At 54.8% G+C, this 16648-nt stretch carries 16 protein-coding genes; 10 read left to right on the forward strand and 6 right to left on the reverse strand.

Going from position 1 to position 16648, the window contains the following annotated elements; all coding sequences use genetic code 11:
• Nucleotides 1-230: 230 nt before the first annotated feature.
• Nucleotides 231-689, forward strand: coding sequence for a hypothetical protein (locus ACU6TU_RS06960; protein WP_447143831.1), 459 nt, complete (start codon nucleotides 231-233; stop codon nucleotides 687-689).
• Nucleotides 690-730: 41 nt separating this feature from the next.
• On the opposite strand, the gene ACU6TU_RS06965 is transcribed toward ACU6TU_RS06960, so the two are convergent.
• Entirely contained in the window at nucleotides 731-1519 is a 789-nt protein-coding gene (locus ACU6TU_RS06965) for a glycerophosphodiester phosphodiesterase family protein (RefSeq protein ID WP_447143832.1), read from the reverse strand.
• A gap of 171 nt (nucleotides 1520-1690) precedes the next feature.
• On the opposite strand from ACU6TU_RS06965, the gene ACU6TU_RS06970 reads away from it, so the two are divergent.
• Complete coding sequence (locus tag ACU6TU_RS06970; RefSeq protein WP_447143833.1) at nucleotides 1691-2668, forward strand: NADPH:quinone reductase; 978 nt, start codon at nucleotides 1691-1693, stop codon at nucleotides 2666-2668.
• Nucleotides 2669-2681: 13 nt separating this feature from the next.
• Here ACU6TU_RS06970 and ACU6TU_RS06975 read toward each other — a convergent pair whose 3' ends face one another.
• On the reverse strand, nucleotides 2682-3620 hold the full coding sequence (locus ACU6TU_RS06975; RefSeq protein WP_447143834.1) for a MurR/RpiR family transcriptional regulator: 939 nt from the start codon (nucleotides 3618-3620) through the stop codon (nucleotides 2682-2684).
• 318 nt (nucleotides 3621-3938) lie between these two features.
• Between ACU6TU_RS06975 and ACU6TU_RS06980 the strand changes: the two genes are divergently transcribed.
• From ACU6TU_RS06980 to dcd, 5 genes are all read left to right on the forward strand, one after another.
• Complete coding sequence (locus ACU6TU_RS06980) at nucleotides 3939-4781, forward strand: enoyl-CoA hydratase/isomerase family protein (RefSeq protein WP_447143835.1); 843 nt, start codon at nucleotides 3939-3941, stop codon at nucleotides 4779-4781.
• Nucleotides 4782-4834: 53 nt separating this feature from the next.
• Nucleotides 4835-7012 (forward strand): acetate--CoA ligase family protein, encoded by a 2178-nt coding sequence (locus tag ACU6TU_RS06985; protein WP_447143836.1) that lies wholly within the window; start codon nucleotides 4835-4837, stop codon nucleotides 7010-7012.
• 70 nt (nucleotides 7013-7082) lie between these two features.
• On the forward strand, nucleotides 7083-7883 hold the full coding sequence (locus ACU6TU_RS06990) for an enoyl-CoA hydratase-related protein (RefSeq protein WP_447143837.1): 801 nt from the start codon (nucleotides 7083-7085) through the stop codon (nucleotides 7881-7883).
• A gap of 109 nt (nucleotides 7884-7992) precedes the next feature.
• Nucleotides 7993-8793 (forward strand): iron-sulfur cluster carrier protein ApbC, encoded by an 801-nt coding sequence (gene apbC / locus ACU6TU_RS06995; RefSeq protein WP_447143838.1) that lies wholly within the window; start codon nucleotides 7993-7995, stop codon nucleotides 8791-8793.
• 10 nt (nucleotides 8794-8803) lie between these two features.
• Complete coding sequence (gene dcd / locus ACU6TU_RS07000; protein ID WP_447143839.1) at nucleotides 8804-9370, forward strand: dCTP deaminase; 567 nt, start codon at nucleotides 8804-8806, stop codon at nucleotides 9368-9370.
• A gap of 120 nt (nucleotides 9371-9490) precedes the next feature.
• On the opposite strand, the gene purN is transcribed toward dcd, so the two are convergent.
• Both purN and purM read right to left on the reverse strand, forming a co-directional pair.
• Nucleotides 9491-10222 (reverse strand): phosphoribosylglycinamide formyltransferase, encoded by a 732-nt coding sequence (gene purN, locus ACU6TU_RS07005; protein ID WP_447143840.1) that lies wholly within the window; start codon nucleotides 10220-10222, stop codon nucleotides 9491-9493.
• Nucleotides 10219-11286 carry a phosphoribosylformylglycinamidine cyclo-ligase gene (purM, locus tag ACU6TU_RS07010; RefSeq protein WP_447143841.1) on the reverse strand — a complete coding sequence of 356 codons (1068 nt, stop codon included), beginning with the start codon at nucleotides 11284-11286 and terminating at the stop codon, nucleotides 10219-10221. Before purM ends, purN begins: the two co-directional genes overlap by 4 nt.
• A 205-nt stretch (nucleotides 11287-11491) precedes the next feature.
• On the opposite strand from purM, the gene ACU6TU_RS07015 reads away from it, so the two are divergent.
• The gene (locus ACU6TU_RS07015; RefSeq protein ID WP_447143842.1) at nucleotides 11492-12616 is read left to right on the forward strand and encodes an AI-2E family transporter; all 1125 of its coding nucleotides are present in this window, start codon (nucleotides 11492-11494) and stop codon (nucleotides 12614-12616) included.
• A complete protein-coding gene (hda, locus tag ACU6TU_RS07020) occupies nucleotides 12613-13317 on the forward strand; it encodes a DnaA regulatory inactivator Hda (RefSeq protein WP_447143843.1) in 705 nt (234 codons plus the stop codon). Before ACU6TU_RS07015 ends, hda begins: the two co-directional genes overlap by 4 nt.
• Before the next feature lie 156 nt (nucleotides 13318-13473).
• Here the strand turns inward: hda and ACU6TU_RS07025 are convergent, their stop codons facing one another.
• Nucleotides 13474-13848, reverse strand: a complete 375-nt coding sequence (locus ACU6TU_RS07025; protein ID WP_447143844.1) for a phasin family protein — start codon at nucleotides 13846-13848, stop codon at nucleotides 13474-13476.
• A 306-nt stretch (nucleotides 13849-14154) separates the two neighbouring features.
• Here ACU6TU_RS07025 and ACU6TU_RS07030 point away from each other — a divergent pair, with 306 nt between their 5' ends.
• Complete coding sequence (locus ACU6TU_RS07030; RefSeq protein ID WP_447143845.1) at nucleotides 14155-15531, forward strand: class II fumarate hydratase; 1377 nt, start codon at nucleotides 14155-14157, stop codon at nucleotides 15529-15531.
• Between the two features lie 29 nt (nucleotides 15532-15560).
• Here the strand turns inward: ACU6TU_RS07030 and ACU6TU_RS07035 are convergent, their stop codons facing one another.
• A complete protein-coding gene (locus ACU6TU_RS07035) occupies nucleotides 15561-16631 on the reverse strand; it encodes an endonuclease/exonuclease/phosphatase family protein (RefSeq protein WP_447143846.1) in 1071 nt (356 codons plus the stop codon).
• Between the last annotated feature and the right edge of the window lie 17 nt (nucleotides 16632-16648).

The following is a 16648-nucleotide window of genomic DNA, read 5'->3' on the forward strand; positions in this document are numbered from 1 at the left end:
GTTCCCTTGGTGTCGAGTCGGTTTGGTATGAAGCGGAATGTCACAATGCGACTATTGTACGGTGAACCGTTGACAGCGGCAAAACGTAAACTGGCCCTAAGCGGATCATCTGGCGGCTTTTAGTTGATTGGTAGGCTGCCGCCCATGGTAATATCCAGAATAATTTTTCTTATATACAAGATGTAACTTTTTACATATTACAAATAACGATTATTTTCTGGGGCTGATTAATGATTCAGGTGCATCGTACTTGTCAACGTGAACGGTTGAAATCCTGGTTGAAGCGCGCGGTGGTCGCTTCCTGTGTGGTATCACTCACCGGCTGTGGCACGGTTTTCTATCCTGAGCGCAAGGGGCAGATCAGCGGTGAGATTGATCCTATCGTTGCTGTTGCAAATGGCGTGGGGCTGCTGTTTTTCCTGGTGCCGGGTGTGATTGCCTACGCCGTGGACTTTTCTAACGGCACAATTTACCTGCCGGGCACCCATTCTGCTTCGTTGGATGTTCAGCGTCTTGAAGATGCCAATGACAAACAGGCGCTGGAAGCGCTGTTATCGGAAAAAGCCGGTCAGCCCGTTACCTTGAACAGTGAGTTGGTGAAAATGGAAGAAGTCGAGAGTCTTGATGAAGCGCTTGCCATGGTGCGGATGTCTGGCGTAATGGATGATGAAAAGCTTTCCACCATGTAGCCCTCCACCATATAGCCCCAGACCATGTCGTTTTCCAGCATTTAATGGTTGTCGAGATAACGCTGAAATGCGCTGGGCTGATCGGTGATAGCGCAATCAACACCCAACGCCCAGTAGGGCGCAAAGGCGCTCGGGTCGTTAACGGTGTAACACAGTAGCGGGTAGCCCGCCTGCTTGACAGCCGTCACCTGGCTACGCTTGAGGCGCGCCCAGCTCGGGTGCAGGCTGAATGCCTCGACAGATTCGCACTGCGCCTGCCAGTCAGCCGGTATTGCATCACAGAGAACACCCAGCGCCAGTTCTTCAGCGCCTGCCTGCTTACGGCAGGCCTGCAAAGCCTGCTGATTGAAAGATGAAATAATCATCCGTTCAGGGGGAAGGATGTCACGCATCAACGGCAGGCAGACATTTACCAGATGGTATGGGTCCCGGCCCTTATTGACCTTCAGCTCCATGTTGACCCCCATGTCCAGTGAGTTAAGCAGGTCAAGCATTGCTTCTAGGCTTGCCATGCGCTCACCGACAAAGGCATCGCCAAACCAGGCACCGACATCCAGCCTTTGCGCCTGTGCCCAATCAAGATTTTGAAGCTTGTCGCGGCCATCGGAACAGCGAGTGACATCGCCGTCGTGCCAGATCACCGGCGTGCCATCGCCAAGTAGCTGTACATCCAGTTCGACCCAGCTTGCACCCGCTGCATGGGCGGCTCGCACGGCAGCCAAGGTGTTCTCTGGCGCGGCGGCGGAATACCCTCGATGGGCAATCAAACGTGGCAGTGTGATGGCAGGATGCCGAACGTTCTGTCCAGCTGAGTGGGTTGGCGATGTCATGGCACACCTTAGGGTCTGAAAGTCTGCTGATAAGCCTAGCACGAGAAGATGACACTCAGAAGAAACCCCTCTGTTCAGCTCGGCGACCTAAGTACGTTCTTTCAGTTATTAAATTCTGATAAGTTGGCTTACGTCCAGAGTGTAATGCGTTTAACGAATAAGGAGCTGTTAATGAGCCAGCGAATCGAGTTTGCTGAAACAGGTGGGGCTGAGGTGTTGCAAATGGTGGAAGCGACACCCAAGCCGCCAGGGCCTGGTGAAGTGCGTATCTGCAATAAAGCGGTGGGCCTTAATTTTATTGATATCTATTTTCGCACGGGCCTTTACCCTGCGCCGTCGATGCCATCAGGGCTGGGCACGGAAGGCGCTGGCGTGGTGGATGCGGTCGGCGAAGGGGTTACGCACCTGAAAGAGGGCGACCGGGTGGCTTACGCCCAGGGGCCATTAGGCGCCTATGCACAGATGCATACACTACCTGCCGAAAAAGTCGTGATCCTGCCTGAGTCCGTCGCGTTTGAAACGGCTGCCGCCAGTATGCTGAAAGGTTTGACCGCGCAATACCTGTTACGCCAGACCTACCCGCTGAAAGGGGGCGAGACGATTCTCTTTCACGCGGCAGCGGGTGGTGTTGGGTCAATTGCCTGTCAGTGGGCGCGGGCGTTGGGGGTTAAGCTGATTGGTACGGTCAGTACGCCGGAGAAAGCCGCACTGGCAGAGAAAAACGGTGCCTGGGCGACGATTGATTACAGTAAGGAAAACGTGGTAGAGCGCGTTCGTGAACTGACTGATGGTGCAATGTGTGATGTGGTCTACGATTCCGTCGGCAAGGATACCTGGCTAACGTCACTGGATTGCCTGAAAACCCGAGGCTTGATGGTCAGTTTCGGGAATGCGTCAGGGCCGGTGGAAGGCGTAAATATCGGTATCCTTAATCAGAAGGGCTCACTGTTTGCAACCCGCCCGAGCCTGAACGGCTACGCTGATACCCGCGAGCGGCTGGAGGCAATGTGCGAGGAGTTCTTTAGCATGCTGGAAAGCGGCCAGATCACCATCGATGTCGCCCAGCGTTATGCACTCAGTGACGCGGGTAAAGCGCAGGAAGCACTGCAATCCCGTCAAACCACCGGCTCAACGATTCTGTTGCCCTAGATGGTTCCAGATCCTAGTCAATATCCACGTATGCGCCTAAATGGCGCATACGTTGTTCGAATCGGGAAACGTTATCGACCAGATCATCCGGGCCATAGGCCACACATTCGGCGAGAATCGCTTCTATCAGAGTGATGGCAGAGAGAATCGACGGGAAAAAGTGGGGTGTGGCGTTGGCAACGTTGAAGGTAATCTGCGCACCAGGCACTAGCGGGGAGCGCATGGTATCGGTCACCACAATGGCTTTAACGCCATTTTGACGGGTGATTTCCAGCGCTTTCATTGTCTCGGCACAGTAAGGCTCAAACCCAAAAGCGACCACGATGTCTTGATCATCAAAGCGGTCGAGTTCCGTCAGAAGCCCGCCCTCCAGACCGCGAATCAAATGCATTTCCGGCATGGCGATGCGCCCCACATAAGCAAAGTGATAGGCGCAGGCGAAGGTGTCACGAAACCCCACAACGGCGACTTTTTTGGCCGCCAGAATCAGCTGAGCGGCTTCGCGCACGCGCGCCTGATTGTCTGGCGTAAATAAACGCCCGATATTATCAAAAGCGGCGTCTCCCACATCGAGAAACACCTGATCATCCGTCTGGCTTGCCAGCTGACGCAACTGATTGGCTTTACCCGACAGCTCGACGGGGCTTGCCTGAACGGCTGACTGAAAAACCTCCCGAAACAGTTCATAGCTATCAAACCCTAGCCGCTTGGCCAGGCGCACCAGAGTGGACGGCGTGACCTGGGCGGCAGTAGCGGATTTGCGAATCGACTGGAAGGCAATTTCCATCGGGTGCTCGAGGACATACCCGGCTGCGAGCTTGAGCTGTGGGCTAAGCTCAGCATAGGCTTTCGCCAGCTGCTGATTGATCTCATCCATTCGAGCCGCTGAGGAGGTTGAAAGCGTCGGGCGGTTTTTAGCCGTATCAGGTGCATGCTGGGTTGGGCGTGGCATATACAGGTCCTTAAATCAACTAGGAGGCTTAATCAACGGCAGCATGAAAATAAGTGGGCACAGTGTAACGCAAGCGGGCTAGTAATCCCGCATACCCGCAGTGATAAGTGGGGTAATGGGCTATAGAGAAACGTTTGTATCATTTGTTTTTTTAAAAGATACATTTGTGTTGACTAGTGCTGAAACCATGGTCTAGCATGCTGTGAGAGCGGACGTTTTTAATTACTGGTTTTTTAATCATTGGTTTTTAATTACTGGTTTTTATGAAACGTTTGTTGTTTCTTGCCACCTGTCTGTTTCCCTTTGCCGAGCCTTACGATGCCCAATATACCCGCTTCCTCCACCGATTCTTTTACGCTGGAACCTGTCAGTATTCCTGCTTATGAAACGCTCAATGTTGTCTTGAAAGGTCAAGTGTTGGAGGTGCGCTTGAATCGCCCGCATCGTCTGAATGCGGTGGTGGAAGGGCTCTATAACGACGTGCTTGACGCGCTGGCGTTGGCCGAAGCGTCAGAGAATGTTCGCGCTATATTGCTGACGGGCGAAGGCCGCGCTTTCTGCGTTGGTGCCGATATGAAAGAGCACGGTGGTGCCGCCCGCACCCTCTATCAGCGGCGGGAATATCTGCAACTGGGGAATGATGTCTGCGAAGCCATCTATCGGCTTAAAAAGCCAGTGGTCGCGGTAGTGAACGGTTACGCCCTGGGCGCTGGCGCAGAAATGGCCGTGGCGTGTGATTTTATGCTGATGGCGGAAGACGCGCAGCTAGGGTTTCCGGAAACCGGCATCGGGACCTGCGTTGGCGGCGGTGTTTCGAAGATTCTGCCGCAGCTGGTGGGATTTACCCAGGCACGTCGCCTGCTTTTTACCGGTGAGAAGATTAATGGCCAGGAAGCACAGCGTATTGGTCTGGCGCTGGCAGCGTATCCGCAAACCGGGTTGTTGGAAAAAGCCCACGAACTGGGGGCTCGATTAGCGCAGCAGGCACCGGTTTCTATCGCCATGCTCAAGCGCCTGGTCAATCACGGCAGTGCCAACGATTTCGACAGTCAACTGCAGCAGGAGCTGGATGCGGTGTTTACCTGTTCGACCACTGAGGACTGGCAGGAAGGCGTTGATGCGTTTGCCCAGAAACGTCATCCGCAATTCAAAGGCCGTTAATTTTTTCTCCTCTCCCTTTGCTTACGCTTTGATATCACTTTACAGGTTGACGCATGAATCCGATTGAAGGCCATCTCACTACACGTAGCCCGCTTCACGACATCCTGGCGCCTAAAGGCATCGCCATTGTGGGCGCGTCGGCAGACCCCACTAAACGCGGCTACAAGGCCATGGTGGGCTTGATCAAGGACGGCTATCGCGGTGACATTTATCCGGTGAACCCCAAAGCCGACCAGATTCTGGGAGTGAAAGCCTGGCCGAGTATTGCGGCGATTCCGGGTAACCCGGAGCTGGCGTTACTATGTACGCCAGCGGCCAGCGTGCCGGAACTGATTGCTGAATGTGGCCGTCGGGGGATCAAGGGAGCGATTATTCTCGCCAGCGGTTTTGCCGAAATGAGCGAGGAAGGCGCTAAGTTGGAAGGTGAGATGATGGCTAAGGCCGAGGCTCACGGCGTGCGCATCATCGGGCCAAATACCTCAGGGGTTTTTAACCTTCATCACCAACTTAATCTGCTGGCGCTGGACAACGTGAAGCCCGGTGGTATCGGTATCATCTCCCAGTCAGGCAATATGCTGCTGTCACTGGCACTGGAAGCGCAGTATAACGGCCAGGTGGGTTTCAGCACCTATGTTGGGCCAGGCAACCAGAGTGATATCGGTTTCAACGATTACCTGCGTTACCTGGGGGAAGATGAAAATACCCGTGTAGCGACGCTGTATGTGGAAGGCTTCCGTGATGGGCGCAAGTTTCTCGACGTTGCGCGCGACGTCACTGCGATGAAGCCGGTCGTGGTCTATAAATCCGGCTCTACCGAACAGGGCCAGAAAGCGGCAAGCTCGCATACCGGTGCGTTGGCGGGCAGTTACCAGATGACCGTGGATCTGCTGCGCCAGTCCGGTGTCAGTGTGGTGCAGTATTCCGATGAAATTCTGCCGGTGGCAGAAGGGCTTGGCCTGTTGCAGAAAGCGTCCGGCAAGCGTGTTGCGGTGGTGGCAGATGGTGGTGGTCAGGCGACGATCGCCTCAGACCGTCTGGCGGAAGCCGGCCTGACACTGGCCGAGCTGTCTGAGGATACTCGCGCACAGTTGCGCAGCATTCTGCTCCCACAGGCATCGACGCTCAACCCGGTGGACGTGGCGGGCTCTACGGATGCCAACCCCGCCTTGCTGGCGCTATGCATGGAAATTGTCGCTGCCGATGACAACGTGGATAGCGTCTTTCTGGTCGGCATGTTCGGAGGATACAGCCTGCGCTTTGCCGAATCGTTGCTGGGGGATGAAATGCGTGGGGCTGAGGCCATGATTGACCTGTCCCGGAAAACCACCAAACCTCTCGTGGTTTATAGCCTGTATGCGCCGATCAAGCCGCCTGCCTTGCGCCGCTTGCATGAGGCGGGCCTACCTATTTACGCCTCGATTGAACACGCGGTGCGCGTTTTAGCCGCACTCGGTGAACGGGGTGAATACCTGGACCAGCGTGAGCCGCGAGCCGCGTTTGAGGCGCTGCCCGTTGACGCTGCTCAAGCACTGCTGAAAGGCGCGCAAGAGGCAGGGCGGGACCTGTTCGAGTATGAAGCCAAGTCGCTGCTGGCCGAACATGGTATTGACGTTCCCCAGGAGCAGGTGGTGCGCACCCCGGAAGCGTTAAGCCAGATCGCATCGGCATTGGCGGATAAACCGCTGGCCATGAAGGTCGTGTCTAAAGATATTCTGCATAAATCCGATGCAGGCGGCGTCAAACTCAACCTGAGCGGAGAGTCCGCGCTGCAGACGGCTTATGAGCAGATTATGGCGTCGTCACGGGCCTATGCGCCGGATGCCGATATTGAAGGCGTGCTGGTGACACCCATGGCCGAGAAGGGCGTCGAGGTCATTATTGGTATGCTGCGTGACCCGATTTTCGGGCCTGTGCTGATGTTTGGCCTGGGCGGGGTTTTTGTGGAAATACTTGAAGACGTCGCTTTCCGGGCTGTGCCGCTCAGCCGGTTTGATGCAGCCTCCATGGTGGAACAGATCAAGGCGAAAAAGGTGTTTGATGGGGTGCGCGGCGGGGCTGCCATTGACAAGGAAGCGCTGATTGATCTGTTGCTCAAGGTCTCGGCGATTATCGAGGCATATCCGCAGATCAGTGAACTTGACCTGAATCCGGTGATTGCCTATCCGAACGGCTATGCGATCGTGGATGCGCGGGTTATCGTCGAGCGTTCTGGCGGTGCACGCCAGGTTTAATCAGCGCTATTTTTAATCAGCTATTCTTAACAGGCTTGCGCTGTTCACCTCACAATAAACAGGAGTCGGCATGACGCTGCCCAAATTGAAAGATGCAACCCTGACGCTGGATAACCGTGTTGCCTTGTTGACGTTGAACCGTCATGACGTTCGCAACGCCCTGACGGGGACGGCGCTGGTAGATGACATTGTCGCGGTGGCGGAGTGGGCGAATCTTAGTGACGATGTGTCCGTTCTGGTGATTACCGGTGAAGGCTCGGCATTTTCTGCGGGAGGCAACGTCAAGGATATGGCCAATCGCGGCGGAGACTTTGCCGGTGATGTGGCAGAGGTGGCTGAACGCTATCGGCGTGGTATCCAACGCATGCCACTGGCCTTGCAGGCGGTGGAAGTACCGATTATCGCCGCGGTGAATGGCCCCGCCATCGGGGCCGGGTTTGATCTGGCCAATATGGCGGATATGCGTATTGCCTCCACGCGTGCCAAGTTTGGCGAGACGTTTCTCAATCTGGGTATTATTCCCGGTGATGGCGGGGCCTGGTTCATGCAGCGGCAGATTGGTTATCAGCGTGCCTTTGAGCTGACGCTGTCCGGGCGGATTATCGACGCGAAGGAAGCCTTGGCGATTGGCGTTGTGCTGGAAATTGCTGAGCCGGAAACGCTACTTGAGGCGGCATTGGTGCATGCAAAACGTATTGCCGCACAACCGCCCAAGGCCACCCGACTGACCAAGCGGTTGATGAAAATGGCGCCTGATATGCAGTTGAAAGCCTTCCTGGATGTGTGCGCCACCTTTCAGGGCATGTGCCACAACGAACCTGAGCATCTTGAAGCCGTGAATCGCATGCTGGAAAATATGGCTAAAAAATAGCGGCTTGCGTGGAGATTGGTACGGCTCTGGGGTAGTTTGGTTTATGAGTGCGCCTCTTGCGGGTATGATCAATGCCGATTGCCAATCACACAGTGAGGAGTGCCGCTGAATGGAAGGGGTAAAACATATTGTTGCCGTTGCTTCCGGTAAAGGAGGCGTGGGCAAATCCACGGTGACCGTGAACCTGGCACTGGCGCTGTCTGCCCAGGGCTATCGCGTGGGCGTTCTGGATGCGGATATCTATGGCCCAAGCCAGGCGCAGATGCTGGGGGTCAAGGAAGGTACACGCCCTCAGGCGGCGGGAGACGATAAGTTTCTGCCACTTGAAGCCCATGGTATCCAGGCGATGTCGATGGCTTTTCTGGTGAATACCAAAGAACCGATGGTCTGGCGCGGGCCAATGGTCGTCGGTGCGTTTCAGCAGCTACTCAATCAGACCCAGTGGGATAATCTGGATTACCTGCTGATTGATTTGCCGCCGGGCACCGGTGACATTCAGCTGACCTTATCGCAGCGCGTTGCGGTGGACGGTGCGGTAATTGTCACCACGCCTCAGGACATTGCCTTGCTGGATGCGCGCAAGGGCATTGAGATGTTCCGTAAGGTCAACGTGCCGGTCCTGGGTATTGTGGAAAACATGAGTGTTTACCACTGTGAAAAATGCGGTCATGAAGCCGCTGTGTTCGGGACCGGTGGCGGTGATCGTATTGCCGAAGAGTACGATACCCAGGTGTTAGGGCGGCTTCCGCTGAGCCTTTCGATCCGTGAACTGGCCGATTCCGGCAACCCAAGCGTCGTGGCCGACCCCGAAAGCCCCGCCAGCCAGAGCTTTGGTGAGATTGCCCGCCAGATTGCCGCTAAGTTAAGTGGCACTGATCAGCAGGGCCCGACGATTTCTTTCAGCGAGTGACACGTTAACAATGAGCATTAAATCGGATAAATGGATTCGCCGCATGGCCGAACAACAGGCCATGATCGAACCCTTTGAAGCAGAACAGGTACGTTACAACGAGGGTGAGCGCGTTATCTCCTACGGCACATCGAGTTATGGCTACGATGTTCGTTGCGCGGATGAGTTCAAGGTGTTTACCAATATTCACTCAGCCGTGGTCGATCCAAAAAACTTCGATGAAAAAAGCTTTGTGGATATCAAGGGCGATGTGTGCATTATTCCGCCTAACTCTTTTGCCTTGGCGCGCACTATCGAGTATTTCCGGATTCCGCGTAGCGTGCTGACAATCTGTCTGGGTAAATCGACCTATGCCCGCTGTGGCATTATCGTTAACGTCACGCCGCTGGAGCCGGAATGGGAAGGTCATGTGACGCTGGAGTTTTCCAACACGACGAATCTGCCGGCCAAAATCTACGCCAATGAAGGGGTAGCGCAGATGCTGTTCCTGGAATCCGATGAAGTCTGCGAAATGTCCTATAAGGACCGTGGTGGCAAATACATGGGCCAACGTGGGGTCACGCTGCCGCGCACCTGACACCTGATCGGCAACCGTCGTGCCGGGTTGTTAAGTGCTGGTTGTTAAGTGCTAAAGCAGAACGCCCGACACCTTTCAGGCTGTCGGGCGTTCTGCTGAGTATCGGCTGTTAATAGCGGGTTATATTTCGTCCAGCTCTTCTGCCGCATCTTCGTGGCTTAAACGCAGCCCTTCCGGGGGGAGCGCAATACCGTCCAGCGTGGCGCCGCTGCCGCTATACTGCAGCCGACCTTCCAGAAACCAGTTGATGGCGATAGGCAGAATCAGATGCTCGCGGGCATGAATCTTGTCTTTCAGCGTGGCTTCGGTGTCGTCGGGCTGAATCGCCAGTGCTGCCTGAATGGCGACCGGGCCGCCATCGAGCTCTTCTGTCACGAAATGAACGCTACAGCCGTGCTCCTTGCCGCCATCGGCCAACACCCGGGCGTGCGTATTCAGGCCTTGATAGGCCGGTAGCAGCGAGGGGTGAATATTGAGCATTCTGCCAAGAAAGCGCTGCACAAAGCGCGGCGTCAGAATACGCATAAAACCGGCCAGAACGATCACGTCGGGTTCATGGCGCTCGATCACCTTGATCAGTGCGCCGTCATAGGCGTCACGGCTGTCATACTCGCGATGGGGAAGTACCACGGCATCCAGGCCAGCTTCACGGGCGCGGATCAGGCCATAGGCATCCGGTTCATTCGAGATGACCGCGACGATATTGCCGCTCAGCTGGTTGTGTGACTGAGCATCGATCAGCGCTTGCAGGTTGCTGCCGCTGCCTGAAATCAGTACGACGATCGTGGGCGTATCGGCAGGGACAGAAGGCAGTTCACTGGTGATCGCATCGTTGCTGACGTTACTGCTCATACGCCCTGGTTCTCCAGCGTCACTGCCTCACCCTGGCGTGTTACGATGTTGCCAAGGGTATAAACGGTTTCGCCCTGCGCCTGCAAATGGTCACGGGCCTTTACTGCCTGTTCGGCAGGCACGACAACCACCATGCCAATGCCGCAGTTAAGAACACGGTGCATTTCCGTTTCATTGACGTTGCCGTTTTCCTGCAGCCAGTCAAAAACGCCAGGGCGTTGCCAGCTGGACAGGTCGATACGCGCGCCAAGGTGCTCGGGCAGTACGCGGGGAATGTTTTCCAGCAAACCGCCGCCAGTGATATGTGAAAGCGCATGCACGGGGATCTCGGTGTCACGCATCAGGGATAACAGCGATTTTACGTAAATGCGGGTTGGTGCCATGAGAGCGGCACTCAACGGCATCCCGTCAACAACGGTTTCCAGTGACGCCTGGCTGACATCCAGAATCTTGCGAATCAGTGAGTAACCGTTGGAATGGGGGCCGGACGATGCCAGACCAAGAAGGACATCGCCTTCACTGACACGACTGCCATCGAGAATCTCGGATTTTTCGACCACGCCAACGCAGAAGCCAGCCAGATCGTAGTCATCGCCTTCGTACATGCCCGGCATTTCGGCCGTTTCACCGCCGACCAATGCACAGCCTGCCTGTTCGCAGCCAGCACCAATGCCGTTAACGACGTCGGCGGCGATATCGACATTGAGCTTGCCCGTGGCATAGTAATCAAGAAACAGCAGCGGCTCGGCGCCTGCTACAATCAGGTCGTTGACGCACATGGCCACCAGATCAATGCCGATGGTGTCATGTTTGCCAAGGTCCATCGCAAGGCGTAATTTTGTGCCAACGCCGTCGGTGCCGGATACCAGTACCGGCTCGCGATAATTTTTGGGCAGCTCACACAGCGCGCCAAAGCCGCCAAGTCCGCCCATGACCTCAGGGCGTGAGGTGCGCTTGGCAACGTGCTTGATGCGCTCGACAAGGGCATTACCCGCGTCAATATCAACGCCAGCATCTTTATAGCTAAGCGATGGTTGAGAAGTGGATGAAGGCGTCTGGGTCATGGCGAATCCTGTGATGAGCTATGCGATAAATCGAGAGGCGGATTGTAACACTGACGATGGCATCACGCATCGCTCAGGCTGACAGCGATGTACCTGGTATGGAATGCCGTACAGAGCGGATAGCGTATTTTTGACTGTATTTCTAAGCGTATTTTTGAACGTTTTTTTGACAGCTTTTTCAGGCGACTTTCAGGGAGGGGTGACAATGCGCCATTCGTGGTGGGGGATTATATTTCTGGTGGTGCTGGCAGGGCTGGTCTATCTGCTGGATGCGGTGTTGATGCCATTTGTGGCGGGTATGATTCTCGCTTATCTGGCCGACCCATTGGCAGACCGGTTTGAAAACTGGGGAATGAACCGCGTGATGGCGGTCAGTAGTGTCTTTCTTATTCTGGTCATTGTATTGATCGTCAGTTTGCTGATTATTGTGCCGCTGATTGTGCAGCAGGCCAAACAGTTCGGTGAGTCAGTTCCCGCGATTTTTGAGTGGGTCAAGAATGTCCTGGCGCCCAGGCTGGAAGAGTGGGCGGGCTACGACCTGCAAACCGAAATGGAAAATCTTCAGCAGGTGTTGACGGAAAACTGGCGTGATGCGGGTGGCTACCTGGCACAAGCCCTTGGGCAGATTGGCCGCTCCGGTATGGCCCTGGTTTCCTGGGTCACATTCCTGGCGCTGGTTCCTGTGGTGACTTTCTACCTGCTGCTTGATTGGGACCGCCTGATGCAGAGCATTCAGGATTTTGTGCCACGTCGCTGGCTGTCTGATACTAACCGTTTGGCAAGCCGCTGTGATGAAGTGCTTTCAGCGTTTTTGCGCGGGCAGCTGCTGGTGATGCTGTGCCTGGGGGTGCTCTACGCCGTGGGTTTAACCTTGATGGGGGTGAATTTTGGATTATTGATTGGTTTTGTTTCCGGCCTGGCCAGTATTGTGCCTTTTCTGGGGTTTATTGTCGGATTGAGTATTGCCCTGTTAGTGGCGGTGTTTCAGATGGGCACTATCTGGGCCATCCTGGGGGTTATCGCGATTTTCGCGGCGGGCCAGGTGATTGAAAGCGTGGTGCTTCAGCCCAAGTTATTGGGTGACAAGATCGGGCTGCATCCCGTGGCTGTCATCTTTGCGGTACTGGTGGGTGGCGAACTCTTCGGGTTTATTGGTGTGTTGCTGGCCTTGCCGGTGGCTGCTGTCATCATGGTACTCTTACGCGAGGGGCATGAACGCTATAAAAACAGCACCTTATATGAGGACCGTAGCGAAGTGACACAAGACGACGCCGAGCCAAAGAGTTGCCTTGGCCACCAAGGGCCGCATGACGAAAGGGAGTCATCATGAGCCGAGCACCGGCACAGCTGCCGCTAGGTATCGGGTTGCGTGATGATGCTACCTTCGACAGCTTTTATGCCAGTCAGCGCAATGCCGCGTTAGTGACTCAGTTGCAAGAGCAGCTGCGTGATAACGGTGAGCCTTATATTTTCGTTTGGGGGGCGACGGGGACTGGGCGTAGCCATCTCCTTCAGGCCGCATGCCATGCCGCATCGGATGCTGACAGGCGAGCCTTGTACCTGCCTCTGGCGGATATCGGTCATTTTCCGCCACTGATTCTGGAAGATATTGAGCGCCTGGATCTGGTGGCGCTGGACGACCTTGAATGCGTGCTGGGGCGTAAACGCTGGGAAGAGGGGCTATTTCACGCCTTTAACCGGCTTCGCGATGCGGGTAAACGTATTGTTATCGCCTCTAATGCAGCCCCACGCCAACTGAATGTTGCCCTTCCTGACCTAGCATCGAGATTGACCTGGGGGGGAACTTTCCATCTTCACCCACTGGATGATGAAGAGCGGCTGGCCGCGCTGAAACTGCGTGCGAAAGTGCGGGGTATGCAGCTGCCGGACGATGTTGGGCGCTATATTCTGCATCGTGGCCCACGGGAACTGGGGGCGTTGTGTGAATCATTGGAGCAGCTGGACAGGGCGTCTTTGTCTGCTCAGCGCAAACTGACCATTCCGTTTATTAAACAGGCACTAGGCTGGTAGTGATTTAACGCTTCTGTGTAAACAGAAAAAATGTGCCAACAAAAAAATACCGCCAGCATCGCTGGCGGTATTTCAGAAGGCTGTCACTGGTCTTCAGTGTCAGCCTTGGTGCGAGTTCAGCTATGCTGACTCAGCAGATACTGGCGCTGAACTGAATCAGGCAGTTTTGCTCATTTTGGTAGCTGTTTCCTGAGCCTGCTTAACATTATCTTCTGTCAGCTTCTGGCTTTGCTGAATGAAATCCTGCTGAAGAGCCACTACTTTGTCGGCATCGCCTTTAACGCGCTCAGCCAATTCTTTAGCCACTTTCTGCTGGCCTTCCATGTAAGAACGCAGACCTTCTGCATCTTTAACATTCATCAGGCTACGAACCTGTGCCATGCTGGTATCAACGTAGGCTTTGCCAGCGTCGAGCTGTGCATTGAACATTTTTTCAGCAAAATCGACGTTCAGAGCAGCAAAAGCGCGAGCCGGCGCCATGAACATGTTGTCGAACTGCTGGTTCATTTCGTTAGTATTAATAGTGCGCATTGTAATCCCTCCAAGGGTATTGATAGTGCGTTCAATCTGTAGGATGAAGCGTAAATAAGTCGTGGATGCTTTTCACTGCATGTTGCGTTGCAGTATAGAGGGTTCTTTTGTGCAGTGCAATATTATTTGTGCACTGCAATATTAAAATTGGCTTTGAGCGTACGGATTGCTATCGATCGGGTTACGACTGATCGGGTTACGACTGATCGGGTTGCTGTAGATCCAGCGCGCTGCCTGTGTTTGGCTTGCTTGACAGCGTTTCCTTCGTCAGGCTTGAACGGTTAATTCAGCACAGAGGAGTATGTCATGGCTGTACGTATCGAACGTGACAGTATGGGCGAACTGGAGGTGCCAGCGGAGGCGCTTTACGGCGCGCAAACCCAGCGGGCAATTAATAATTTTCCTGTCTCCCATACACCCATGCCGAGTGCATTTATTCATGCCGTTGCACGGATAAAACTCGCTGCAGCACGCAGTAACTGTCAACTGGGGCTGCTGGATGAGCCACGTGCCAATGCCATCATAAAAGCTGCCCAGGCGGTGATTGAGGGTCAGCGTGACGCGCACTTTCCGATTGATGTCTTTCAGACCGGGTCGGGTACCTCAACAAACATGAACGTCAATGAAGTGTTGGCGACGCTTGCCAGCCGTGACGGGGTAGAGGTGACACCTAATGACCATGTCAATATGGGGCAATCGAGCAATGATGTGATCCCGACGGCGATTCACCTCTCAGCGGCGATTGCGGTGAATGAATCGCTGCGGCCAGCATTAATGACGCTACAGCAAACCATTGACCGGCGTGCCAGCGAGCTGGCGCATGTGGTGAAGACCGGCAGAACACATCTGATGGACGCTATGCCACTGCGTATGGATCAAGAGCTGGGGGCATGGTCGAGCCAGGTAGCGCAGGCCATTGAGCGTTTTGACAGCGCCATGACGCGATTATGCCGGTTGGCTCAGGGTGGAACTGCAGTGGGTACAGGCATCAATGCGCCAGAAGGCTTTGCAGAGTTAATGGCGCGTGATTTAAGCGACCAGACCGGGCTTCCTTTTGTGCCGAATGATAGCTTTTTTGCCAGCCTTTCCTCGCAGGATGCCGCGGTGGAATTATCCGGCCAGTTGAAGGGGTTTGCGTGCGTTGTGATGAAAATTGCCAACGACTTGCGCTGGATGAATTCAGGGCCACTGGCTGGGCTGGGCGAGATTGAGCTTGAAGCACTTCAGCCGGGCAGCTCAATCATGCCCGGTAAAGTCAATCCAGTGATCCCCGAATCAGCTGCGCAAGCCGCTGCACAGGTGATTGGTCTGGATATGGCCGTGACCGTGGCAGGGCAGAGCGGTAATTTTCAACTGAACGTTATGCTGCCATTGGTGGCCTCTAATCTGCTGACGTCGATTACGCTGATGAGCAATACTTCGGTGCTGTTGGCAGAACGCGCACTGGCAACGTTCAAGGTGCGCGAAGATAATCTTCAGGGGCCGCTGGCTCGTAACCCTATTCTGGTGACTGCCCTGAACAGCGTCATTGGCTATAACGCGGCGGCTGCCGTAGCCAAAAAGGCCTATCAGGCGGGACGGCCGATTATCGATGTGGCAGAAGAGGAAACCGAGCTGGACCGTGCCACCCTGGAGCGCCTGCTTGACCCTACAGTGCTGACCCAGGGTGGTGTGCCGGAGTAGCTCCTGGGTATTTCCAATAGGGCAATCCGTCAGGTGTCCTGCGTTTCTGTTTTGCCCTGTTGGATGGTGTCGCTAGCTTCCTTGTGTTCGTCGCCATTGGCCTCGGGAGTTTCGTGCTCTTCCTGACGTGAAGGTCTATAACAGAACGTGGTCAGTATAGGAAAATGGTCAGACCCGAATGCACCTAGCCGCTGCATGTTGACGAGAGTGAAGTGCTCGCTGACAAAGACATGGTCGAGTGGCCAGCGCAGGATAGGATAGTGGGCATGGAAGGTGCTGAACATGCCGCGCCCACGACGTGGGTCGAGCATGCCGGCGACTCGGCAGAAAAGTCGCGTGGTGCGTGACCAGGCAACATCATTGAGGTCACCGGCAACGAGGGTGGCTTTTGGGTGGCGATGAATCTCCTGGCCCACCCATAACAGTTCAGCATCCCGCCAAAGAGATTTTTCGCTCTCACCAGGGGCGGGTGGCCGAGGGTGAACCGCAAACAGGCGAATACGGTCGCCACTTTCAAGCTCAACCTGGGTATGAATCGAGGGAATATCTTCCTGAATCAGCCACTTGATCTCAGTGTCTTTCAGCGCCAGGCGCGAATAGAGATGCATACCATAGAGGTTGTCGAGTGGGATCTTAACGCTATGAGGCCACTGCTGCGCTAATGCAGGGTCCAGCTGGTCCTGCCACCACTGATCAGACTCCAGAGTGAGAATAATATCGGGCTGGTGGTCCGTTATCATCTTGATCAGGCCTTTTGATTGACGGTTGGACGTCAATACGTTGGCGATTAACAGTGTGATTTTTTGATTATCTGGGGCGTTATGGGCGGTTTTTACCTGGACAGGCCAAAGCGTTGTCCATGGTAAAATATAGCGTAGCTGGAGTATTAGAGCGGTTAGCGATGCAGCGCTGGCTGTTATGCGCCAAAGGCCTGGTTCGAGTAGCCATAGGCTTGCCAAACTACAAGCAAAAGCCAGCACTGCAATTTGCAGCCGAGGGAACTCAAAACTGCGCACCCACCACCAGCGCAAGCGAATACGCGCAATCAGTGTTGCGAGCAAGAGAGTAATGGCAATGCCTCCTAGCAATGGACCAGGCAAGATGAATCTCCTTATTC

The organism is Halomonas sp. LS-001 (assembly GCF_052983955.1).